At 68.9% G+C, this 20,881-nt stretch carries 23 protein-coding genes; 16 read left to right on the top strand and 7 right to left on the bottom strand.

Going from position 1 to position 20,881, the window contains the following annotated elements; translation table 11 throughout:
• The first annotated feature begins 8 nt into the window (after window positions 1-8).
• From OVA30_RS05215 to OVA30_RS05245, 7 genes are all read left to right on the top strand, one after another.
• Window positions 9-944 carry an ABC transporter permease gene (locus tag OVA30_RS05215; RefSeq protein ID WP_182569142.1) on the top strand — a complete coding sequence of 312 codons (936 nt, stop codon included), beginning with the start codon at window positions 9-11 and terminating at the stop codon, window positions 942-944.
• A gap of 14 nt (window positions 945-958) precedes the next feature.
• Window positions 959-2,353 (top strand): 8-oxoguanine deaminase, encoded by a 1,395-nt coding sequence (locus tag OVA30_RS05220; protein WP_268174816.1) that lies wholly within the window; start codon window positions 959-961, stop codon window positions 2,351-2,353.
• Between the two features lie 44 nt (window positions 2,354-2,397).
• Window positions 2,398-3,234 (top strand): aromatic ring-hydroxylating oxygenase subunit alpha, encoded by an 837-nt coding sequence (locus tag OVA30_RS05225; RefSeq protein ID WP_147016838.1) that lies wholly within the window; start codon window positions 2,398-2,400, stop codon window positions 3,232-3,234.
• A gap of 480 nt (window positions 3,235-3,714) precedes the next feature.
• Window positions 3,715-4,707, top strand: a complete 993-nt coding sequence (locus tag OVA30_RS05230) for a DUF808 domain-containing protein (protein WP_056506747.1) — start codon at window positions 3,715-3,717, stop codon at window positions 4,705-4,707.
• 248 nt (window positions 4,708-4,955) lie between these two features.
• The gene (locus tag OVA30_RS05235; protein WP_268174817.1) at window positions 4,956-5,954 is read left to right on the top strand and encodes a putative bifunctional diguanylate cyclase/phosphodiesterase; all 999 of its coding nucleotides are present in this window, start codon (window positions 4,956-4,958) and stop codon (window positions 5,952-5,954) included.
• A gap of 146 nt (window positions 5,955-6,100) precedes the next feature.
• Window positions 6,101-7,354 carry a GGDEF domain-containing protein gene (locus OVA30_RS05240; protein WP_253395319.1) on the top strand — a complete coding sequence of 418 codons (1,254 nt, stop codon included), beginning with the start codon at window positions 6,101-6,103 and terminating at the stop codon, window positions 7,352-7,354.
• 226 nt (window positions 7,355-7,580) lie between these two features.
• Complete coding sequence (locus OVA30_RS05245) at window positions 7,581-8,261, top strand: OmpW/AlkL family protein (RefSeq protein ID WP_015822317.1); 681 nt, start codon at window positions 7,581-7,583, stop codon at window positions 8,259-8,261.
• A 171-nt stretch (window positions 8,262-8,432) separates the two neighbouring features.
• Here the strand turns inward: OVA30_RS05245 and OVA30_RS05250 are convergent, their stop codons facing one another.
• On the bottom strand, window positions 8,433-8,795 hold the full coding sequence (locus tag OVA30_RS05250) for a hypothetical protein (RefSeq protein ID WP_056111406.1): 363 nt from the start codon (window positions 8,793-8,795) through the stop codon (window positions 8,433-8,435).
• Window positions 8,796-8,936: 141 nt separating this feature from the next.
• On the opposite strand from OVA30_RS05250, the gene OVA30_RS05255 reads away from it, so the two are divergent.
• From OVA30_RS05255 to ggt, 4 genes are all read left to right on the top strand, one after another.
• A complete protein-coding gene (locus tag OVA30_RS05255) occupies window positions 8,937-9,128 on the top strand; it encodes a hypothetical protein (RefSeq protein WP_003603979.1) in 192 nt (63 codons plus the stop codon).
• Between the two features lie 413 nt (window positions 9,129-9,541).
• Entirely contained in the window at window positions 9,542-9,838 is a 297-nt protein-coding gene (locus tag OVA30_RS05260) for a hypothetical protein (protein ID WP_268174818.1), read from the top strand.
• A 250-nt stretch (window positions 9,839-10,088) separates the two neighbouring features.
• Window positions 10,089-10,370, top strand: a complete 282-nt coding sequence (locus OVA30_RS05265) for a hypothetical protein (protein ID WP_012253331.1) — start codon at window positions 10,089-10,091, stop codon at window positions 10,368-10,370.
• Window positions 10,371-10,515: 145 nt separating this feature from the next.
• Window positions 10,516-12,324 carry a gamma-glutamyltransferase gene (ggt, locus tag OVA30_RS05270; protein ID WP_268174819.1) on the top strand — a complete coding sequence of 603 codons (1,809 nt, stop codon included), beginning with the start codon at window positions 10,516-10,518 and terminating at the stop codon, window positions 12,322-12,324.
• On the opposite strand, the gene OVA30_RS05275 is transcribed toward ggt, so the two are convergent.
• Window positions 12,321-13,247: a phosphotransferase family protein gene (locus OVA30_RS05275; RefSeq protein ID WP_268174820.1), complete on the bottom strand. Its 927-nt coding sequence runs from the start codon at window positions 13,245-13,247 to the stop codon at window positions 12,321-12,323. The genes ggt and OVA30_RS05275 overlap by 4 nt on opposite strands.
• A gap of 430 nt (window positions 13,248-13,677) precedes the next feature.
• Between OVA30_RS05275 and OVA30_RS05280 the strand changes: the two genes are divergently transcribed.
• From OVA30_RS05280 to OVA30_RS05290, 3 genes are all read left to right on the top strand, one after another.
• Window positions 13,678-14,469 (top strand): lysophospholipid acyltransferase family protein, encoded by a 792-nt coding sequence (locus OVA30_RS05280; protein WP_147016846.1) that lies wholly within the window; start codon window positions 13,678-13,680, stop codon window positions 14,467-14,469.
• 89 nt (window positions 14,470-14,558) lie between these two features.
• Entirely contained in the window at window positions 14,559-14,843 is a 285-nt protein-coding gene (locus OVA30_RS05285; protein WP_012253335.1) for a BrnT family toxin, read from the top strand.
• Entirely contained in the window at window positions 14,797-15,126 is a 330-nt protein-coding gene (locus OVA30_RS05290) for a BrnA antitoxin family protein (protein ID WP_268174821.1), read from the top strand. The genes OVA30_RS05285 and OVA30_RS05290 overlap by 47 nt, the downstream gene beginning before the upstream one ends.
• 57 nt (window positions 15,127-15,183) lie before the next feature.
• Here OVA30_RS05290 and metW read toward each other — a convergent pair whose 3' ends face one another.
• Complete coding sequence (gene metW / locus OVA30_RS05295) at window positions 15,184-15,873, bottom strand: methionine biosynthesis protein MetW (RefSeq protein ID WP_003604426.1); 690 nt, start codon at window positions 15,871-15,873, stop codon at window positions 15,184-15,186.
• Between the two features lie 6 nt (window positions 15,874-15,879).
• Window positions 15,880-17,097, bottom strand: a complete 1,218-nt coding sequence (gene metX, locus OVA30_RS05300) for a homoserine O-acetyltransferase MetX (RefSeq protein ID WP_056155400.1) — start codon at window positions 17,095-17,097, stop codon at window positions 15,880-15,882.
• A 403-nt stretch (window positions 17,098-17,500) separates the two neighbouring features.
• Between metX and msrB the strand changes: the two genes are divergently transcribed.
• Window positions 17,501-18,004, top strand: coding sequence for a peptide-methionine (R)-S-oxide reductase MsrB (msrB, locus tag OVA30_RS05305; protein ID WP_056155397.1), 504 nt, complete (start codon window positions 17,501-17,503; stop codon window positions 18,002-18,004).
• Window positions 18,005-18,031: 27 nt separating this feature from the next.
• Window positions 18,032-18,754 carry a peptide-methionine (S)-S-oxide reductase MsrA gene (gene msrA / locus OVA30_RS05310; protein WP_268174823.1) on the top strand — a complete coding sequence of 241 codons (723 nt, stop codon included), beginning with the start codon at window positions 18,032-18,034 and terminating at the stop codon, window positions 18,752-18,754.
• A 45-nt stretch (window positions 18,755-18,799) separates the two neighbouring features.
• On the opposite strand, the gene bfr is transcribed toward msrA, so the two are convergent.
• The 3 genes from bfr to OVA30_RS05325 all read right to left on the bottom strand — a co-directional run bounded on the left by bfr (window position 18,800) and on the right by OVA30_RS05325 (window position 20,833).
• On the bottom strand, window positions 18,800-19,297 hold the full coding sequence (gene bfr, locus OVA30_RS05315) for a bacterioferritin (protein WP_003604433.1): 498 nt from the start codon (window positions 19,295-19,297) through the stop codon (window positions 18,800-18,802).
• 40 nt (window positions 19,298-19,337) lie between these two features.
• Entirely contained in the window at window positions 19,338-19,628 is a 291-nt protein-coding gene (locus tag OVA30_RS05320) for a (2Fe-2S)-binding protein (protein WP_012253339.1), read from the bottom strand.
• A 341-nt stretch (window positions 19,629-19,969) separates the two neighbouring features.
• The gene (locus tag OVA30_RS05325) at window positions 19,970-20,833 is read right to left on the bottom strand and encodes a universal stress protein (protein ID WP_268174825.1); all 864 of its coding nucleotides are present in this window, start codon (window positions 20,831-20,833) and stop codon (window positions 19,970-19,972) included.
• Window positions 20,834-20,881 lie beyond the last annotated feature (48 nt).

Below are 20,881 nucleotides of genomic sequence, written 5' to 3' on the forward strand. Positions count from 1 at the left end.
TGCGTCACTTGGAGCTGATCACCGGCATCCTGTCCACGGCGCTCCTGGCGGGCGGGGTCCTCGCCCTCGCGGCGCTGGGCGAGGTGCTCGCCGAGCGTGTCGGCGTGGTCAATCTCGGGGTCGAGGGGCTGATGTCCCTGGGCGCGCTCACGGGGATCGCCACCGTGGCGGCGGTGCCGAGCCCGGCCCTCGGTTTCGCCGCGGCGCTGGGCGTCGGGTTCGCCTTCGGCTGCGTCTTTGCCGCCGCCACCGTTCTGCTGCGGGCCAACCAAGTGCTGTGCGGACTCGCCCTCACGCTGCTCGGCTCCGGGCTCGCGGCGACGCTCGGCCGCTCCTATGCCGGCGCCCCGGCCGCCGCGGCGTTCCCGCGGGTGAGCGTGCCGGTACTCAGCGAGATCCCGGTGCTCGGGCCGGCCCTGTTCTCGCAGAACGTGCTGATCTACGCGATCTACATCGTCCTGCCGGTCGGGCTGCATCTCCTGCTGTTCCGGACGCGGCACGGGTTGAACCTGCGCGCGGTCGGCGAGAACCCGGCCGCGGCGGATGCCGCGGGCATCCCGGTCGCGGCGATCCGGTTCTGGTACGTCGCCCTCGGGTCGAGCCTCGCCGGCGGCGCCGGGGCCTACCTGACGCTGGCCTTCGTGCCGTCCTGGTCGGAGGGCGTGGTCGCCGGCCGCGGCTGGATCGCCGTGGCCCTCGTCATCTTCGCCGGCTTCAGACCGCTGACGGCGGTGGCCGCCGCGCTGCTCTTCGGCGTCATTACGGCGCTCGGCTTCGTCGGCCAGGCCCGCGGCTGGCCGGTGGCGCCCGCGATCCTCTCGATGCTGCCTTATCTCGGCACCGTCGCGTTCATCATCCTGCCGGTGGTGGCGTGGCGGCGCCTGCGTGGCTGGTTTGCGGCACCCGCCGCGCTCGGCCTGCCCTACCATCGCGACGTGCGCTGAGGAGCGTGAAGACCATGCCGACGCTGCTCCTGCGCCATATCGCCCACCTCGCCACCTTCGACGACAGCGGGCGCGAGATCACCGACAGCGCCCTCTACCTGCGCGACCACGTGATTGAGGCCGTCGGCACCGATGCCGAACTCGGCACGCTTCCGGCCGACCGGGTGATCGACCTGTCCGGCCATCTCGTGATGCCCGGCATGGTCAACACGCACCATCACATGTACCAGAACCTGACTCGGGTGATGGTCCAGGACGAGCCGCTCTTCACGTGGCTGTCCACGCTCTATCCGATCTGGGCGCGCCTCGACGACGCGGCGATCAGCGTCTCCGCCCGGGTGGCGATGGCCGAGTTGATCGCCTCTGGCTGCACCACGAGTTCGGACCACCTCTACATCCGGCCCAACGACGTCACGCTCGATTCCACGATCGCGGCGGCGCGCGGGATCGGCCTACGCTTCCACGCGGCGCGCGGGGCGATGTCGCGCGGGCAGAGCCAGGGCGGCCTGCCCCCCGATTCCTGCGTCGAGCGCGAGGCGGATATCCTCAAGGACGCCGAGCGGCTGATCCACGCCCATCACGATCCGGCCCGGCACGCGATGACCCGCATCGTGCTCGCCCCCTGCTCGCCCTTCTCGGTGACCCCCGGCTTGATGCGCGAGGCGGCGGCGCTCGCCCGCGCCCACGGCGTCCATCTCCACACCCATCTCGCCGAGGATCTCGACGAGGAGGTCTGGTGCCGCGAGGCCTATGGAATGCGGCCGGCCGCCTTCGCCGAGTCGGTGGGCTGGACCGGCCCGGACGTGTGGTTCGCCCACGCGATCTTCCTCGATTCCGGCGAAATTCGCCGGTTCGCCGAGACCGGGACCGGGATGACGCATTGCCCCTCCGCCAACATGCGCTGCGGCCAGGGCATCGCCAAGATCCGCGAGATGCTCGATGCCGGCATGACCTGTGGGCTCGGGGTCGACGGCTCCGCCTCGAACGACACCTCGAACCTCTTCCTCGAAGCGCGGCTGGCGCAGCTCCTCCAGCGCGTGGCGCCGGCGCGCTACGGCTCCGAAGCCCCGGGCGGCCGCGGCGGCTTCGGCGGTACACCGGGCGCCCTGTCGGCGCGGGAGGCCCTCGTCATGGCCACCCGCGGCGGCGCGAAGCTGCTGGGCCGGGACGACATCGGCCATCTCGCTCCCGGCATGAGCGCGGACGTCATCGCGGTGAAACTCGATCAGCTCGGCCTCTCCGGCACGCAGCGCGATCCTCTCGCCGCGATGGTGATGTGCGGGCCGTTCCGGGTCTCGCACAGCTTCATCCACGGACGGCCGATCATCGCGGACGGCGCCTTCTGCGATCTCGACCTCGATGCGCTGCTCGCCGAGCACGCCGCCACGATGGCGCGGATCTGGCAATGAGCCGGCCGCGCCCCGCGCGGCGCGGCCGTGAGAGGAGCCTTGCGATGGATCTCGAACCTGCGATCCGGGACGAATGGTACGTCGTCGGAGCGATGGCGGCCTGCCGCGAGGCCCCCGTGCGGACACGCCTCCTCGGGACCGACATCGTCGTCTCCGGGAGCGATCCGGTCTCGGCGCGGACGGCGTGCGGGCGGGACCTGCCCGTGCGCACGCGCTACGGCTGCGTCTGGGTCAGCCTGGGCGCGCCGGAGACCGAGCCGCCCGCGATCCCCGAGGCCGACGAGGACGACCGGCGCCACGTGCTCTGCGGCGTCGTCGGCCTGCGCGCCTCCGGGCTGCGGATCGTCGAGAACTTTCTCGACATGGCCCACTTCCCCTTCGTCCACACCGACATCCTCGGCGCCGAGCCGCACACCGAGGTGCTGCATTACACCACCGAGATCCGCCGCGACGTCGATGAGGTCTGGGCCACCAATTGCCGCTTCTTCCAGCCTCAGGCGGCGCTCTCGGCCAAGGGCGGGATCGAGACGCAATACCAGTACCGCGTCGCCACGCCCCACGTGACCATGCTTTACAAGACCTGCCCCAATGCGGCGAACCGGTGGGACGTGATCTGCCTGTTCGTTCAGCCCCTCGATCCCGACCGCTGCCGGGCCCATCCGGTGATGTTCCTGATCGACGACGCCTCCCGCCTCACCGATCTCGTGGCGTTTCAGCAGGTGATCTTCCTGCAGGACCGCATCATCCTGGAGAACCAGCGGCCGGTTCTGTTGCCTCTCGAACCTCGCGCCGAGATCCCGACTCGCGCCGACTCGTCCTCGGTGGCCTACCGGCGCTGGCTCAAGGAGAAAGGCGTCCGCTACGGCACGTCGATCGCGTGACGAAGGCTGTCAGACCGCAAAGACCGGCGCCTGCGCTCGATCGGGGGCTTATGCCGCCCAGGCTAAAATCAATACGCCGCTGAGGAACATGGCATAGGTTGCGAGCAGCGCGGAAATCTCACGGTGCTTCGAAACGACGGCGCGGGAGACGGACAGCATGGCGGCGATCAATCACGAGGTGACCGGATCAGGCTGATAGCCAAACCTTGACGGATTTGGAGAGGCCGGCGCCCTGTTTTGCAGGAAAAGTCGAAGTGTTGCGCGCTGGCGACTCTTTTGCGGGGGCGATCCTGCCGGCCACCGCCTGCCTCTCGCAAGTTCCCTTTGTCGGGCCGCGAGGATCGTGCCCGGCCCGGCGGGTTTCCGGTCGGTCCGATGGCCCCACACCCGCGCCCCACGCCCTGCCGCGCGGGCCGCCTCCTCGCTTAACCGCTACGCTGCGCCATATGCTCGCCGAGTAGAGAACGGGATGAAGCGACTGTGAGCGTTGGACTGTTAGCCCTCTTGGATGACGTGGTTGCCCTGACGAAGGTCGCGGCCGCCTCGCTGGACGACGTGGCGGCCCAGGCCGCCAAGGCCGGGACCAAGGCGGCCGGCGTCGTGATCGATGATGCCGCGGTCACGCCGCGCTACGTGGTCGGCTTCTCGCCGGACCGCGAATTGCCGATCGTCTGGCGCATCGCCCGCGGCTCGCTCATCAACAAGCTGGTGTTCCTGCTGCCGGCCGCACTGTTGCTCAGCGCCTTTGCGCCCTGGGCGATCACGCCGCTCCTGCTGCTCGGCGGCCTGTACCTCGCCTATGAGGGTGCCGAGAAAATCTACGAGATGATCGTGCCGCACGCGGCCCACGATCGCACGGCCGAAGCGAAGGCGAGGGCGGCCGCACCGGATGCGCAGGTTCTGGAAGACCAGCGGGTCTCCGGCGCGATCAAGACGGATTTCATCCTCTCGGCCGAGATCATGGCCATCACCCTGGCGGGCTTGGGCGATGGCACGGTCTGGTCGCGCGCCGTGGTGATGGCGGTCGTCGCGATCGGCATCACGCTCGCGGTCTACGGCGCTGTCGCCTTGATCGTGAAGGCCGACGACATCGGTCTGGCGCTCGCCCGCCGGGGCAGCGGCGTGCTGGCCGCGATCGGCCGCGGGCTGGTGCGCGGCATGCCCGTCTTCCTGAAGGTGCTGGCCCTCGTCGGCACGGCGGCCATGGTCTGGGTCGGCGGCGGCATCATCGTCCACAGCCTCGCGGGCTACGGCTTCGCCGGCCCTGAGCACGTGATTCACGAGGCGGCTGTCGCCGCAAGCGGGGCCGTGCCGGCACTCGGCGGCGTCATCGCGTGGCTGGTGACGGCGGCCGGCGCGGGCGTGATCGGACTGCTCGCAGGCTTCGCGCTGATCCCGATAGCCGGCAAAATCCTGGCGCCGGCCTGGACAGCGGTCAAACAACTCTTCCCGACGAGGAGAAAAGAAGCCTGATGAAACTGAGAGGAGAATCCAGCGCCGTGCCTACATAACGTCGGAACAAACATCTCCAGCACCTTGCGGTGCTTTAGGATTTGTTAGGGGTCACTCGGGAGGAAAATTCCATAAACATACGATAACTTTTCCTTAGGCTCTGCGTCTTATCTTTTGTTGGCTTGAACGTCCGATAGCCGATGATTCGAAACAAGCGTGAGAGCGGCTCGACCCCCGATGCGTACAGCATTCTTCATGAAGCTCTTTCCATGAGAAGCGAGCCCGCTGTTTCGTCGCAGCGCCTGCATCGTGCGGAAGACAGGCCGTGCATCGAGCCGGTCCAGCTCTCGGGCGTGGCCGGTGTGACGGCGCCGCGTCTCGACTTGGAGCGCTCCGCGACAGGCCGCGGGGGCGCTCCGCGGGTCCCGGCTCGCATCAAGGATCTGAAAGCCAAGGATCTGAAGGCCAAGGATTTCCGGGCGGCCCTGGCCGGGGGAGAGTTTTCGCTCGCCTACCAGCCGATCGTGTCCGCGGCGACGGGGGCGATCACCGGTTGCGAGGCGTTGCTGCGCTGGCAGCACCCGTTCCTGGGGCCGGTATCCCCAGCCGACTTCGTCCCCCTGGCCGAGGAGACCGGCGCGATCCGCCCGATCGGAGCCTGGGTTCTCGAAGCCGCCTGCCGGCAGGCGGCGGTCTGGCCGGACTTCTGCCGGGTCTCGGTGAACGTTTCCCCGGTTCAACTGCAGGATCCGGGCTTCGCGGGTCGGGTCGTCGCCGCGTTGCGGGCCAGCGGACTGGCGGCGGGCCGGCTCGAACTGGAGCTGACCGAAGGCGTCTTGATGGGGGACGTCGCCGTCGCGCTCGAGGGCGTCGCGGCCCTCCGTGCCCTCGGCGTCAGCATCGCCCTCGACGATTTCGGCACCGGCTTCTCGTCCCTCGGCTACCTGCAGCGCTTCGCCTTCGACCGGCTCAAGATCGATCGCACGTTCATCCGAGGCCTCGGCGAGGCGCGCGAGAGCTGGTTCCTGGTCCGGACGATGCACGACATCGCCCGTCATTTCGGGATGGCGGTGACCGCCGAGGGGATCGAGACCGAGGACGAAGCCCGGATGCTTCGCGAGATCGGCGCCACGGAGCTGCAGGGATTCCTGTTCAGCCGGCCCGTCGCGGGCGCGGTCGCGACGGCGCTCCTGAGCGAGCAGGCGCACAGACTGCGATCGGGCGAGGCCGGACCACCCGCGAAATCGTCGGATCACCCGGTCCCATGATGCGCCTTGCCGCCCAGCTCCCGCGGCCGGGACAACCGGGATCGGCTCCGGACCGCTGTTCCGATGGGCCTTTCGCCGAACGGGCAATCCGCTCCGAGGCAGGAGCGCTCCCACGCGCGGGTCATCCGTAAAGGGCCTGGACGGTCATGCTCGACTTAAACACCCTTCAGGTCGCCAGCATCAGCAGTCGCCTTGCTTTTGTTCTGGTGTTCTTCGTCACCCTGCTGCGGCATCCGCGCGAGATCTATTTCGGGGTCTGGGCCGGCGCGCTCTGCTGCTCGCTGATCGGGTCGTTGCTGATGCTCGGAGATCCGCCGAGCGTGCCGCTGAATGCCGTCAAAGGGAGCATCGTCTACATCCTGTACGGGGCGAGCCTCGCCGTGTCCTGGGCCGGCCTGCGCCTCTTCCATGAGCGTGCGCTCCTCATCCCGCAGACCCTCGGGCTCGCCCTCCTCAGCGGCCTGTCCTACGGCATCCTGCCCCAGATCGGGGCGTCGGTGACTTGGGCACTGAGCGTCGTGTTCGTGTGCATCGCGCTGAGCACAGCTCTGTGTATGTGGGAAATCCTGAGAACACCCGCTTCGATGCGCCTGTGGACACAGTACATCGTCCTCCTGGGCTTCGGCGGATACTTCATCGCCTTCCTGCTGACGATCGGCGTGATCCATTTCGCGAACGAGCGCCTCGCATCGCCGGAGAGCGGTATCTACTCGCTGCTGTTCGATCTGTGGTGCGGCGTCTTCATCCAGGTCGGCTATCTCGCCATGGTGAGCGAGCGCGCGCACCTGAAGCTCAGTCGCTTGGCCGACACCGACCCCCTCACCGGGCTGGCGAACCGGCGCGGATTGTTCGCGGCGTTGAGCCAGCGGGCCGGCCTGTCGCCTTCCCCGCCGCGATGCGCGATCCTGCTGGCCGACATCGACCACTTCAAGGCGATCAACGACACCTACGGCCATGACGGCGGCGACGCGGCCCTGGTCGGCTTCGCCGAGCGATTACGCGGCGTGATGCGCAAGGATGACCTCGTCGCCCGCTGGGGCGGCGAGGAGTTCCTGGTCGTGCTCGACCAAGCCGATGCCACCGCGGCTGTCACCGTCGCCGAGCGCCTGAGAAAGTCCGCCGCCGGGCAGCCCTTCACCGTGAACGGAGCGGCCGTGACCGTGACCGCCAGTATCGGGGTCGCGGTCGTGGCCGCCGGCGAGGAGCGGATCGACGCCGCCCTGTCCCGAGCGGACGCGGCCCTCTACGCCGCCAAGAGAGCCGGCCGCAATCGCGTGTGTCTCGCCCCGTCACCGCCTCCGCCGGACACCCGAGCCGTCCGAGCGGAGCCGTCCTCCGGGCTTCGCGAGGCCATGGAGGCCATCCAGGTCGTCGGCCAGCCGCGATCCGAACCGGCCTGACCGTCCCTCACGGAACGACCGTCGAACCGCCGCGGCCCCAGAAAAACGGTCCGTGCGCGGGCCTGTCGTGAGGCGCGCCGAAACGATTTTCCTCGAGATTCGAAAAACAGAACTCATGCTCGACCAGCCTGCCTCGTCCCTTCCGTCCTCCGGGCGGGACCGTCGTCTCGCCTGCGCGCCGCGCAGGCGGAGACCCGTTCGGCGCGGGGCGTCGGGGGCGAAGCCGATGGCGGCGCGATCGAGTCGTCTCGCAGCCGTGTTCGGCGTTCTCGGGGTCGGCCTGCTCGGGGTCTCCGCCGCCTCTCAGGCCGCCGAGCCCGCGATGAAGACGGTTCCCGAAAGCGGGCTGACCGCGGGCAGCTTCCTGGTCCGCGGCCGCGTCGTCGGCTCCATCCCGGTCGGCCAGTTCTCCCGGGTCGAGCCGATCGGCGGCCGCGTCATCACCCCGGCACGCGCCCTGCCGGATCTCGACGTGACGTATTTCCTGTCCGATCATTTCGCGGTGGCCGGTCAGCTCGGCGTGGTCTCGACCAAGACCTCGATCCGCGGGTCGTTGATCGGCGACCTGACGATCGGCTCGACCTGGAGCTTCGCCATGACCGGCGCGGTCCAGTTCCACTTCCTCCCGCACGGCCCCTTCAACCCCTATATCGGCGCGGGCGCGGGCTACACCCACCCGATCGCCTACGAGCCGGCCAAGCCTCTCATCACCGAGATGAAGGCCGACCCGCAACTGGGGCCCATGCTTCAGGCCGGCTTCGATTATCACCTCGGCGGCAACTGGTACGCCAACATGGAGATCAAGAAGATCTTCCTGCCGCCGCAGGTCTCCCGGATCGGTTCCGGCACCACCACCGTGCGGCTCGACATGCTGATCATCGGCGCGGGCATCGGCTACCGCTTCTGATCGGCGGCCGGGTTCGGCGCGGCCCGATCGGAGCCTGTCCCGGACGCATCGTTCTTCGCGAAAGCGGGCGACGACGGCCGGGGTCATGCGCCAGGGCCGTGTCCGGCCACCGGTCCTTGTCGTGACGCGCCTTCTCTCGGCGAACCGGTGGCCCCCTCGTCGGAATGCGCTCTAGCGCCACCCCTGCAGCCAGGATGTGACGGGATCGACGACGTAGGCCGCGACGGAGGCGGCCCAGGCGCCCGCTCGGGCCGTCAGGGGGAGGCCGGCCCGTCGCGCGGCCTCGTCCTCACGGGCGTGTTCGAGCATGGTGGCGGCTACCAACTGGTCCTCGTGTTCCCGGCACTCGTCGAGGACGTTGCGCTGCGCCCCGGCCCGGCTCTGGCCCGGCGGTTGCCGGATATAGGCCTCGCGGACGCAGTCATGCCAGGCCGCTTCGAGATCTCCGAGATCGCGCGTGCGCGCCGCCGCGGCGTCGGCGCCCAGGCTGCCGCCGATCACGAACAGGGCAAGGAGAAGCCGTGGCGCGTTCATGCCGGCGAGATGCCCCCGAAGCCATCAAGGCCGACTTAACGGATCGCAGGCCGCAGACGCCGATGACGGGACGATCGAGGGAACGACTCGGGCTTACGGCGCTTCCCCCCTCCCCACGACACACCGCCGACAGGAAGCCGAATGGCCAAGGACGTGACCACCTATACGCTCAAGCAGGCGCTCGCCGCCAAGGTCGAGGACCACATCGAGATCGCGGTGGAAGCCGAGGACGGAACGAAGTTCAAGATCCGCGCGAGCGCCGATCAACTCGATGCGCTCACCGGCGATCTGGAGACGATCCTCGACGGCGACGACACCGAGGACGCCGCCTAACCCGCGCGTCCGGCTGGCGAAGGTCTGAGCCCGGCGCCAGCCGTCACAATCCCCCCACATCATCACGACCGGTGCCGGCGTCACGCCTCCGCATGTTCGGGGGCAGGCGCCGGCATTCTGATGCCTGCCTCCCAGCCGCCGAGCGACGGCGGGATGGCATTCGGCCAAGCCTTCCGGTGAATTCCAATACGCGTTGCACGCCGATCCGGCGGGACACGCAGCGCGCGAATCGTCCGGCGCGCGAGATGGAGGGGCCGAGCCGGTGCGGCACGGCACGCCGCCCATTAAATTCCGATCATTTTTAAGATTTTTGTCACGGCTCCATCCGATCGCACGGGACGAAAAGTCGGTTTGTGAACGTTTTATGACATATTGGAACGCGCGATCATCGTGCGTGGAGGAGACACAAAGCGATGCGGATCGTCCTCATCCTCGCAGCCAGCCTCGTGCTCGGCTCCCTCGGTGTAACGGCGGCCTCTGCCGCTCCCGCCCTGCCTCAGCCGGACGTCATCGCCGGTACCCCGGTCCAGAGCGTGGATTGGCATCCCAGCACGAGTCACTGGGATCATCACTTCCACGCGCATCAGGAATCGCTGCGCTATCACCAGCCGACGGAAGCCGAGCACCGGATCCGCCGTATGCGGCGCACGGAGCCGCACCTGTACGACCCGGCCGGGTCCGCCCCCCGCTACCGGCTCGGCTATCGCTAGGGCGGATTCCGACGAAGCGGTCACCGCTCCTTCGGAAAAATACCCATTAAAACAATGGGTTAGCGGAGCCGGCCTGATGCCATCAGGTCGGCGTCCGGCGGCTTTTGCTTCGGCGCGCTGTCCGATCGCCGAACCGGTGTCCACCGCGTCGAGGCGCGTTCTCGAACCGAGGACAAGCGTGATCGGCCGAGGCGAACTTTCCCGGCTCCGCCGGGTTGAGGGACACCCTATGCCTCGGACAGGACATCTCATGCGGCTCACGACGATCGCGCTGGCTCTGATAGTCAGCCTCCCGGCGGCCGCCATGGCTCAGGCCGGCGCGGATGCACAGCCCTCGCCGCCGAGCCCGAAGGCTTCGGCCACGGGGTCGCAGCCGGTGCCCGGCCCGAGCACGGCCGGCGCCCCGGTCGGCACCCCCAACAAGCCGGCCGTCGTCGGCGGCACGCCGGGCGCCGTGATCGGCGGCACGCCCACCAGCGGACCGCCCGGCACCGGCGGCACTGCGGGCGGGCCGGCCTTGAGCGGGCGATAGAACGTTGCCGCGGCAGGCGCTGGCCGGCGTTGCATGCAACGATGCCCGAACCAGGCGCGCCTCGTCCCGCGTGGGGCGCGCCGAAGGACAAATGGTCGTTCGCGGGGAGCGTGGCTGCGCCCCGCATTTGCGATAAGCTCGGGGCATGAGCCCGACTTCACCCGTTCGCTCCGCCCTCGCACTCCTTCTCGTCGCCTCCCTGGCGGTGCCGTTTCCGGCCCAGGCACAAGCGGTGCCGCCCGCGCCCGAACCGCCGCCGATCCAGTCGGATGAGGCCCGCCTGCTGCCGGTTCTCGCCCGGCGCGGCATGGTGTCGTCGCAGGATGCACTGGCCACTCGCGTCGGCGTCGAGATCCTGAGGAAAGGCGGCAACGCCGTCGATGCGGCGGTGGCGGTCGGCTTCGCGCTCGCCGTCACCCTGCCGCGGGCGGGCAATCTCGGCGGCGGCGGCTTCATTATGGTGCACCGCGCCGCGGCCAAGGAGGCGGACAAGGAAACGGGTCAGCAAGCAGCGAAGGACGCCGCTGGGGAAACCATCGCGATCGACTACCGCGAGACCGCCCCGGCCGCGTCCACCGCCGACATGTTCCTGAACCCGCAAGGGGAGCCCGACCGCGCCGCCTCCACCCGGACCGGCAAGGCGGTGGGCGTGCCCGGCACGGTGCGCGGCCTCGCCGAGGCCCACAGGCGCTACGGTTCGGGCAAGCTCACGCTGGCCGACCTCATCGCCCCAGCGGAAAAGCTCGCCCGCGACGGCATCCCGGTCGAATCGGGGCTGGCGGATTCCCTGCCGCGGGCGTCCGGCCTGCTCGGGCAATGGCCGTCGAGCCGGGCGGTGTTCTTCGAGGGCGACCACGTGCTCCCCCGCGGCGCGACGTTGCGCCAGACCGATCTGGCCGACACCCTGAAGGCGATCGCCGAGCGGGGACCGGACGCCTTCTACGAGGGGCCGATCGCTGACAAGATCGCGGCTTCCGTCCAGGCCGCGGGCGGGATCATGACCGCGGCCGACCTCGCCGCCTACCGGCCGGAGATCCGCACGCCGGTGCGCGGCACCTATCGCGGCTACGAGATCGTCTCGATGCCGCCGCCGAGTTCCGGCGGGGTGCATCTCATCGAGATCCTGAACATTTTGGAAGGCTACGACCTCGCCGGCATGGGCGCGGGCAGCGCGGGGGCGCTGCACACGCTCGCCGAGGCGATGAAGCCGGCCTATGCCGACCGCGCCACCTGGCTCGGCGACCCGTCGCGCACGCAGATTCCCGTCGCGGGGCTGACCGCCAAGCCGTATGCCGCCACCCTGCGCGAAAAGATCGATCCGGAGCGGGCGAAGACCGCCGCCGAGGTGCGCGCCGGCAACCCGCTGCCATACGAGTCCGATCAGACCACGCATTTCTCGGTGGTGGACGCGGAGGGGAACGCCGTCTCCAACACCTACACGCTGAACTTCTCCTACGGGATCGGACTGGTCGCCGAAGGGACGGGCGTGCTGCTCAACAACGAGATGGACGACTTCTCCGCCAAGACCGGGGCGCGCAACGCCTACGGCCTCGTCGGCGGCGAGGCCAACGCCGTGGCGCCGGGCGCGCGCCCGCTCTCGTCGATGACACCCACCTTCGTGTTCCGGGACGGCAAGCTGTTTCTCGTCACCGGCAGCCCCGGCGGCAGCCGCATCATCACGACCACGCTTCAGGTCATCGTGAACGTGCTCGATTTCCGCATGAACCTCGCCCAAGCCGTCGCGGCGCCGCGCATCCACCACCAGTGGCAGCCCGACGTGCTGATGGCGGAAGAAGGCATTTCGCCCGATACGCTGGCCCTGCTGCGGTCCAAGGGCCACAATGTGAAGGTCGGCGCGACCTCGGGCTCGGCCAATTCGGTGATGGCCGAGGATGGCCTGCTCGCCGGCGCCTCCGACCCGCGTCAGCGGGGGACGCTGGCCGAGGGGCCTTAGGGAGATTGCTCCGGCTGCCCTCGACCAGGGCTCTGCCTTGGACCCGCGAAAAGGCTCGCCTTTTCGAAATCCGGTTTTTTGCGCGCCAGCCTTTCGATCGCCGCCAGCAAATCGGCGTCGGTGTCGGAGGGGCGCCCGAACAGGCGTGAGACCGCGACCGGCAGGCGCCACGCGGCGATGGCCTCCCGCGGCAGGCCGCTCGCCGCGCGGTAGGCCTGCACGTACCACGCCGCGATCAGCCGGCGCGCCATCCGCACGGGACGAAGCCGGCTGAACCAGGCCGGGCCGAGCCGGCCGTAGCGCAGCATCAGTTCGGAGCGGGCCACGTCGGCGGCCGGATCGCCCGCGGCGGCCTTCTGCCAGTCGATCAAGCGGAGCCCGGCCGAGGTCGCGATCACGTTGCCGGGATGCACGTCGCCGTGACAGAGGCGATCGCCCCTTGGCAGGCGGTCGAGGGCGGCGAGCGCCGCCTGCCGCAGGGGCTCCGGCACCCGTGCGCCCTCGATCTGGGTCCGGAGACCGTCATGCTGCGAGGGCAGGCCGGGGGCGGGACAGGCATGGATCGCGTGCTGAATCCGTGCCACGCGGCGCAGCGCTATCATCAGCCCGACCGGGTTGTAGGCATAGCGCACCGTCATCGGCGAACCATCGAGGCGCGCGAACAGGATCCCGGTGCGCTCGGCCCGTCGGATGATGCCGAGCGCCTTCGGCACCGGCAGGCCGAAACCATGGGCGAGGCGGCTCGCGGCCCACTCGTTCGCAACCGCCTCCGGCTCGAAGGGCTGCCGGTAGAGCTTCACCACCCGGTCCGGCCCTGCAGCGAACACCTCGGAACTGCGGCCGGCCCCGATGCGATCCGGCGCCGCGGCGGAAGGGGCCTGTCCAGGCAACGACAGAGCACGGATCGACAGGGCACGGATCATGGCTGCGGCTCCGAGCACGCTCCGAGACAGGCCCGCTCGCATGCGAACAAGCCCATCCGTCCCCCTCGCTACCTTGATACAGCCAGGCTATTCGTCGGCAAATCTCATTTGCTAATTCGAATAAGTGTCGGTTGCAGGCGTTCAGTGTCGCCAAAGTTCAGTAACAAAAGTAATTTTTTATAATTATAATTACAAAAACTAAGATGACACCATATTGTATGCCGAGGATCTCCGCGGCCTGCCCTGCATCGATCGCCGATCATGGCACCGGGCGCTGAATCCCCCCTGATGAATGTCTCTCATCGGATCGGCGGCTGGCCGGAAAAGCGGTGGAGGCGGGTGCTACGCCGCGCGACGGGTTTCCTCGGCCCGGCGGTGGGCAAGCGCAGGCGCACACGGTAAAGGAGCGCCATCCTCACGCGGACCACCGATGCTCCTCTTCCGCTCGCTCGCCTTCAACCTCTCCTTTTACGTCGCGACGGGCCTGATCGCGATCCTGGGGAGTCCGGCGCTTGCCTGGCGCAAGGCCACGATCCGGGTGGCCCAGTTCTGGGGCCGCACGGTGGTGTTCCTGCTGCGCGTGGTCGGCGGGACGCGGGTGGAGTTCCGCGGCCTGGAGAACATTCCCAAGGGCCCGCTGCTGGTCGCCGCCAAGCATCAATCCGCGCTGGAGACGCTGGCGCTCACGATCCCGTTCGATGATTTCGGCTACGTGCTCAAGCGCGAGCTGATGTGGATTCCGGTGGTCGGCTGGTACTTCGCCCGGGGTGGCATGGTGCCGATCGACCGCTCGAAGGGCACAAGGGCGATGGCGGCGATGAACAAGGCGGCGGCGCAGGCCATCCGCGACGGGCGCCAGCTCATCATCTTCCCCGAGGGCACCCGCCGCCCGGCCGGCGCCCCGCCCGCGTACAAGCAGGGCGCCTCCCACCTCTACGCCGCGCTGAACGTGCCCTGCCTGCCGGTGGCGCTGAACACCGGCCTCTACTGGCGCCGTCGCGGCTTTCGCCGGATGCCGGGCACCACGGTGATCGAGTTCCTGCCGGTCATCCCGCCGGGGCTGGCGCGTCCCGCCTTCCTCAAGGAGCTGCAGACCCGCATCGAGACGGCTTCCGACGCGCTGCTGGCGGAGGGCCGGGACGACCTCGCCCGCCACGGCCACCCGATCGCCGTGGCGATGGGCGGTTCGACGCCCGCACCGGAGACATCCGGGACGCTGTGAAGCCGGGCCATCGACAGGATGGCATCAGCCTCATAAGGCCGACGTGAAACGATCTTGTTGGAACTACGTTTTGTAGTTACGGATCGGGCATGGGCTTTCAGTGGGACCTTGAGAAGGATGCGGCCAACCAAGCCAAGCATCTCATCAGCTTCCGGCAGGCGGCTGAAATTTTTCGGGGCTTCCGGCTGACTCGCGAAGACACCCGTCGCAACTACGGCGAACGCCGCTTCATCGCCCTTGGGGAATACGACAACGAGGTGCTGCGGGTGGTCTATACCCTGCGCGACGGGGACGTTCGCATCATCTCAGCATGGAAGGCGAGCAGACATGAGCGAAAAGCCTACGCGACCGCACGGCAAGCTCGTCCGGTTTGACAGCCTCGACGACATGCCGCCCGCCGCGCCGCTGAGCAGCGCCTTCAAGGCGCTGACCGATGACGAACTCGAGCGCCGCGCTGCCGGCGACCCGGATGCAGGTTCGATTCCGGCGGAGTTCTGGAACACGGCAGAGCCCGTCGAGGCAGAGACCAAGGAGCAGATCACCCTCCGTCTCGATCCCGACGTGCTCAGGCACTTCCGGGGCACGGGAAAGGGTTATCAATCCCGGATCAATGCCGTGCTCAAGAGCTATGTGAGAGCGAAGGAGAAGGCGGGCTGAGGCTCGCTTTCCCGCCGCCGGGCGGCCTGAGGCTCACCATTCGCCGGGGCGAAGGTCTCACCCCCGCCCGGCCCCGCGCCGCAGCAGGAACACGCCCTGCGCGCCGATCAGGTTCCAGAACCACCACGGCATCGAGAAGCGCATCGGCCGTCCCCGCGCGTCGAGGGCGGTGGCCTTCTCGATGCGGGCGCCGACATCCCGGCACAGGCCGACGAAGTCGCGGATCGTGCAGTGGTGGATGTTGGGAGTCTCGTACCACGTCTCCGGCATGATCTCGGTGACCGGCATCCGCCCGCGGAAGGCGAGTTCGGCCCGCACCCGCCAATGGCCGAAATTCGGGAACGAGATGATGACCTGCCGCCCGATCCGCAAAAGGTGCTCCAGCACGATGCGCGGATTGCGGGTCGCCTGGATCGTCTGGGACAGGACCACGACGTCGAACGCGTCGTCGGGGTAGTTGGCGAGATCGGTGTCGGCGTCGCCCTGGATCACCGGCAGGCCGCGGGCGAGGCAGGCGTTGACGCCCTCGCGCGACAATTCGATGCCGCGGCCATCGACGCCGCGGCGGTCGCGCAGGAGCGCCAGCAGCGAGCCGTCGCCGCAGCCGATATCGAGGACGCGCGCGCCCGGCGGCACGAGGCCGAGCACGACGATATGATCGACGCGCGCCGTGCCCTCGCCGCGCGGCAGCGCCTCGGCGGCCTCCCAGGGAACGCCGGAGGCGGCATCGGTGAAGCTCTCGCTCATCGTGTTCTACAATCCTCGCGCCCGGGCGGCGGCGTCGATGAAGCCCTTGGCGGCGGAGAACATCGCCGGCTCGTCGAGCAGGAAGGCGTCGTGGCCCTTGTCGCTCTCGACTTCCACGAAGGCGACGGGGGCGGCGACCGCATTCAGCGCGTGGACGATGGCGCGGGAATCGGCGGTCGGGAACAGCCAGTCCGAGGTGAAGGACATCACGCAGAAGCGGGTTTTCGAGCCGCGGAAGGCGTTGCCGAGCACGCCGCCATGGTCCTCGGCGAGGTCGAAATAGTCCATCGCCCGCGTCAGGTAGAGGTAGGCGTTGGCGTCGAACCGTTCGACGAAGCTGAGCCCCTGGTGGCGCAGATAGCTCTCGATCTGGAAGTCGGCGTTGAAGGAGAAGGTCGGCGCCGCCCGGTTCTGCAGGCGGCGGCCGAACTTGCGGTGCAAGGCCGGCTCGGACAGGTAGGTGATGTGCGCGCCCATCCGCGCGACGCCGAGACCCTTGGATGGCCTTGTGCCGGCCTCGAGATAGCGGCCCTCTTCCCAGGCCGGGTCGGCCATGATCGCCTGCCGGCCGACCTCGTGGAAGGCGATGTTCTGGGCCGAATGCCGCGCGCCGGTGGCGATGGGCATGGCGGCGAACACCCGCTCGGGGAAGAGCGAGGCCCATTGCAGCACCTGCATCCCGCCCATCGAGCCGCCGATACAGAGGAACAGGTCGGAGATGCCGAGCCGGTCGAGCAGCATCGCCTGGGCGCGGACCATGTCGCGGATCGTCACCAGCGGGAAGTCGAGCCCGTAGGGACGCCCCGTCTCGGGGTTGAGCGAGGCGGGCCCGGTCGAGCCCATGCAGGAGCCGATGACGTTCGAGCAGACGACGAAGTAACGATTGGTATCGACCGGCTTGCCCGGACCGACCAGCGTCTCCCACCAGCCGGGCTTGCCCGTCACGGGGTGGGGCTGCGCGAAATGCTGGTCGCCGGTGAGCGCGTGGCAGATCAGCACCGCGTTGGACCGCGCCGCGTTGAGGGTGCCGGCGGTCTGGTAGGCGATCTGGAACGGGCCGAGGCGGGCGCCGGAATCCATCGCGAGCGGTTCGTCGGCGGAAAACAGCATCACCGGGCTGCGCGGGTCGGATGCCGGCGAGGCCTCGTAGACCGCACGGCGCGCATCGTCCCGCTGGACGCTCTCAGCGCCGCGCTCGGCGTTCTGGGTGAGGGTGGAATCCATCGCGTGTCCCGGGTGCCGGCCCTGGAACCGGTCCCAAGCGGCCCGGCACCGACGGTCCCGCCGGTCTTGAGGGCGGGCGGGTGAGACGATGCACCCGCGAGCATGGCTTGAGGGCCTGATTGGGAGCCTGTCTTGGCCGGCTGATCATTGGAGGTAATGTGCGCATCCCCGAGCGTCAACGCGGCACGGAGGGCAGATCCGGGACAACCGGGCGAAGAGACCGCGAGGGTTGCGCCGGTGACGCCGAGACCGGACCGGCCTGCGGCGGTTCGTCTTCGCGGCGGCCCTACCGGTTTCGTGCTATCGATTGCGCGCGATTGATCATCCTCGTCACGTCGCCGGCATCGGGGGAGCCCGTCTTCCTTCGGAGCCGGCGGACCGCAGCCCATCGGAGTCCTCGCGCATGAACCGCCGCCAGACCTTGCGTGCCGGAGCCTCGCTGCTCGGCCTCCTCGCGGCCTCCCGCCTGACATCCGTGATGACCGGTCCCGCCTCCGCGGCGGGCTTCGAGGTCGAGAAGTCCGAGGCCGAGTGGCGCGCGCGGCTCTCCCCCGCCGCCTACCAGGTGCTGCGCGAGCACGGCACCGAGCGGGCCTATACGAGCCCGCTCAACGGCGAGAAGCGTCCGGGCCGCTTCGTCTGCGCCGGCTGCGACCTGCCGCTGTTCTCGTCGAAGACCAAGTTCGAGAGCGGCACCGGCTGGCCGAGCTTCTTCGAAACGCTGCCTGGCGCGGTCGGCACGCAGGTCGACAGCGCCTACGGCATGCGGCGCACGGAGGTGCATTGCCGCCGCTGCGGCGGCCATCTCGGCCACGTCTTCGAGGACGGCCCGAAGCCGACCGGCCTGCGCTACTGCATGAACGGCGTGTCCCTGCGCTTCGAGCCCGCCGCCGACGGCCCGGCCTGACATGTGGATCGAGAGGGATTCAGGATCATGACCCGCGAACGCTTCCGTCCCCGCACATCCCGCCTCGTCGGCGGCTTGGCCGGCCTCGCCCTGCTTGCCGGCGCGGCCTTGCCCCTGGCGCCCGCCGCTGCGGAGGAGGGTGGGCAACGCCTGCCCGAGGCGGCGATGACCGCCAAGGAGGGTTCGGGCCTGCGCACGGCGACCTTCGCGGGCGGCTGCTTCTGGGGCGTGCAGGGCGTGTTCCAGCACGTGAAAGGCGTGACGAACGCGGTCTCGGGCTATGCCGGCGGCACCCGGGCGAGCGCCCGCTACGATGAGGTCGGCACCGGCCGCACCGCGCATGCGGAAGCGGTGCAGGTCACCTACGATCCGGCTTTGGTCCGCTACGACGAGCTGCTGCAGATCTTCTTCTCGGTGGCGCTCGACCCGACCGAGGTGAACCGGCAGGGCCCCGATACCGGCCCGCAATACCGCTCGGCGCTGTTCCCCGCGGATGCGGAGCAGGCCAAGGTCGCCAAGGCCTATATCGCCCAGCTCGACGGGACGAAGGTCTTCTCGAAGCCCATCGCTACCAAGGTCGAGAGCGGCGCCTTCTACCCGGCGGAAGCCTATCACCAGGACTACATGACGCTTCACCCGACCAACAGCTACATCGCCGTCAACGATGCGCCGAAACTGCGGGATCTGAAGACGCTGTTCCCCGAGCGGGCGAACGCGCAGCCAGTGCTGGTGGGCCGCCCGCCGGCTTGAGGCGACTTTCTCCCCTCCCCACGAGAGGGGAGGGGAAGAGAAGGATCACTCCTTCTCGGGCGCGATCTGCTCCAGGCCGCCGACATGGCGCTGGGCGTAGAGCGGCAGGCCGATCTGGCCGATCAGGTCGAGCTGGGTCTCGAGGAAGTCGATATGGCCTTCCTCGTCCTCGGCCAGATCCTCGAACAGCCGCTTGGAGACGCGGTCATTGATCGAGTCGCAGTACTTGGCGGCTTCGAGATAGAGGGAGCGCGCCTCGTTCTCGGCGGCGAGGTCGCACTCGATGATCTCCTGAACGTTCTGGCCGATGCGCAGGGGGTCGAGTTCCTGCAGGTTCGGAAAGCCGTCGAGGAACAGGATCCGGTCGATGAACCGATCCGCGTGGTTCATCTCTTCGATGGATTCCTTGCGCCAGAACTTGGCGAGATCGACGTAGCCCCAATCGTTCAGCAGGCGGAAGTGCAGCCAGTACTGGCTGACCGCCGTCAGCTCGCTGCGCAAGCCGCGGTTGAGATACTCGATGACCTTAGCGTCGCCCTTCATTCACCTCTCTCCTCGTGAGGCGTCGGGACGAATGATCGTCTCAGGCTGCGACGCCCTCTGGCTCCCTTGTAGTTTGGAATGATCCCAAACTGCAAGACGCTTCACAGGCCGTCGAGCAGGCATGTGCACTGCCATGCGCGGCGGTGTGCGCCTGCGCTTCGTCCAGGGCGTTGCGCAGGATCGAGCGGATGGTGCGCGCGCAGCGTCCGCATTTCGGACTGCAGCCGAGACAGCCATAGACCTGGGCCGGGGTGCGGGGACAGCCCGGACCCGGCTGCAGGCACGCGCGCACCTGTCCGTCGGAGAGGACGTTGCAAGAGCAGACAATCATGCGGGATCGCAACCTGTCGTGCCTGTGGGGGAAGCCCGGCCCGCGAGAGCCGCGCAGCCCGAAGCCTCCGATCATTCGCGCCGCTCAAGGCCACCGGAAACCGGCCGATTTGAGGCAGACGCAGATTAGAATGATTGAAAACTTAAAGCTTTTCAGGACTTTAGCCGCCGATCCGGCCTCTGGCAACTCCTGACGGGCACGATTGAATGCGGCACGAGCCTTCGTCGCGGCCGGCCTCGCGGCGCCACGGGATCGTCATCCGCCGGGGCACATTTGAGCGAACGCCTTCGCCGAAAACGCAAAATTCGGCTGCCAAACTTTGGAGCCGCCGGTCGCGCGGCTCAATGCGCCATCAGCACCGGCACGGTCGCGTGGGACAGGATGTGGCTGGTCGGCCCGCCGAAGATCATCTGGCGCAGGCGGCTCTGGGTGTAGGCGCCCTTGATCAGAAGGTCGCAGCCGAACGATTCAGCGGTGTCGAGGTAGAGTTCGCCAGGGGTGCGGCGACCGGCGGGCAGCGCCTTGTGGGCGGCCTCGATGCCTTCGCAGGCGAGCGAGCGCGCCACGTCCTCGGCGCTCGGGCCCGGCACCATGCCGCCCTCGGCGCTGACCACGAGCACCCGCCGGGCGCGCCGCAGGAAGGGCATGGCGAAGGCGAGGGCTCTGGCCGTCTCGGTCGAGCCGTTCCAGGCGATCAGGACCGCCTCGCCCAGGCAAGCCGGGGCGGCGGGCGGCGCAAGCAGGATCGGGCGCCCGCTCTCGAACAGGGCGGTCTCGAAGGTGGTCATGCGCGGCGACCCGTCATCGGCACTGGGACGCCCGACGACGGTCGCCGAGAACAGCCGCGCATACTGGCCGAGGAAGGCGTCGCCCGGCGGCACGTCGGGCTGCCAGCGGTAGCGCGGGCCGGCATTGGCCACCGCATCCGGGGCGCAGGAGGCGCCGGGTTCGCGCCGGGGCAGGCCGGCCGCCTCCATCGCCGCCACGAAGCGCTGCCCCGCATCCTGCGCCTCGGCCTGGTCGGCCTCCTCGTCGCGCAGCCACGTCATGCCGCCGACCATGTCCACGGGCACGTATTCGGCGAGCGCCGGGCGCAGGGCCACGCCCTCGATCAGGCTGCCGAAGCGGCGCGCCACCAGCACCGCCGTGGCGAAGACGGAGGGCAGGGCGTCGTGGAGGGTGACCGGAACGAGCAGGGTCTTCATGGCCGGCCTCCGCGGCGTGCGAGGAACGAGAGGGACGTGACGGCCGGA

The organism is Methylorubrum sp. SL192 (genome assembly GCF_026672325.1).
Lineage (GTDB): Bacteria > Pseudomonadota > Alphaproteobacteria > Rhizobiales > Beijerinckiaceae > Methylobacterium > Methylobacterium extorquens.

What these genes read in the sequence shown, in the direction of transcription:
- OVA30_RS05220 (WP_268174816.1), top strand. Translation starts at nt 959, where the DNA reads ATGCCGACGCTGCTCCTGCGCCATATCGCCCACCTCGCCACCTTCGAC.
- OVA30_RS05225 (WP_147016838.1), top strand. Translation starts at nt 2,398, where the DNA reads ATGGATCTCGAACCTGCGATCCGGGACGAATGGTACGTCGTCGGAGCG.
- OVA30_RS05235 (WP_268174817.1), top strand. Translation starts at nt 4,956, where the DNA reads ATGAGAAGCGAGCCCGCTGTTTCGTCGCAGCGCCTGCATCGTGCGGAA.
- OVA30_RS05240 (WP_253395319.1), top strand. Translation starts at nt 6,101, where the DNA reads ATGCTCGACTTAAACACCCTTCAGGTCGCCAGCATCAGCAGTCGCCTT.
- OVA30_RS05245 (WP_015822317.1), top strand. Translation starts at nt 7,581, where the DNA reads ATGGCGGCGCGATCGAGTCGTCTCGCAGCCGTGTTCGGCGTTCTCGGG.
- OVA30_RS05250 (WP_056111406.1), bottom strand. Translation starts at nt 8,795, where the DNA reads ATGAACGCGCCACGGCTTCTCCTTGCCCTGTTCGTGATCGGCGGCAGC.
- OVA30_RS05255 (WP_003603979.1), top strand. Translation starts at nt 8,937, where the DNA reads ATGGCCAAGGACGTGACCACCTATACGCTCAAGCAGGCGCTCGCCGCC.
- OVA30_RS05260 (WP_268174818.1), top strand. Translation starts at nt 9,542, where the DNA reads ATGCGGATCGTCCTCATCCTCGCAGCCAGCCTCGTGCTCGGCTCCCTC.
- OVA30_RS05265 (WP_012253331.1), top strand. Translation starts at nt 10,089, where the DNA reads ATGCGGCTCACGACGATCGCGCTGGCTCTGATAGTCAGCCTCCCGGCG.
- ggt (WP_268174819.1), top strand. Translation starts at nt 10,516, where the DNA reads ATGAGCCCGACTTCACCCGTTCGCTCCGCCCTCGCACTCCTTCTCGTC.
- OVA30_RS05275 (WP_268174820.1), bottom strand. Translation starts at nt 13,247, where the DNA reads ATGATCCGTGCCCTGTCGATCCGTGCTCTGTCGTTGCCTGGACAGGCC.
- OVA30_RS05280 (WP_147016846.1), top strand. Translation starts at nt 13,678, where the DNA reads ATGCTCCTCTTCCGCTCGCTCGCCTTCAACCTCTCCTTTTACGTCGCG.
- OVA30_RS05285 (WP_012253335.1), top strand. Translation starts at nt 14,559, where the DNA reads ATGGGCTTTCAGTGGGACCTTGAGAAGGATGCGGCCAACCAAGCCAAG.
- OVA30_RS05290 (WP_268174821.1), top strand. Translation starts at nt 14,797, where the DNA reads ATGAGCGAAAAGCCTACGCGACCGCACGGCAAGCTCGTCCGGTTTGAC.
- metW (WP_003604426.1), bottom strand. Translation starts at nt 15,873, where the DNA reads ATGAGCGAGAGCTTCACCGATGCCGCCTCCGGCGTTCCCTGGGAGGCC.
- metX (WP_056155400.1), bottom strand. Translation starts at nt 17,097, where the DNA reads ATGGATTCCACCCTCACCCAGAACGCCGAGCGCGGCGCTGAGAGCGTC.
- msrB (WP_056155397.1), top strand. Translation starts at nt 17,501, where the DNA reads ATGAACCGCCGCCAGACCTTGCGTGCCGGAGCCTCGCTGCTCGGCCTC.
- msrA (WP_268174823.1), top strand. Translation starts at nt 18,032, where the DNA reads ATGACCCGCGAACGCTTCCGTCCCCGCACATCCCGCCTCGTCGGCGGC.
- bfr (WP_003604433.1), bottom strand. Translation starts at nt 19,297, where the DNA reads ATGAAGGGCGACGCTAAGGTCATCGAGTATCTCAACCGCGGCTTGCGC.
- OVA30_RS05320 (WP_012253339.1), bottom strand. Translation starts at nt 19,628, where the DNA reads ATGATTGTCTGCTCTTGCAACGTCCTCTCCGACGGACAGGTGCGCGCG.
- OVA30_RS05325 (WP_268174825.1), bottom strand. Translation starts at nt 20,833, where the DNA reads ATGAAGACCCTGCTCGTTCCGGTCACCCTCCACGACGCCCTGCCCTCC.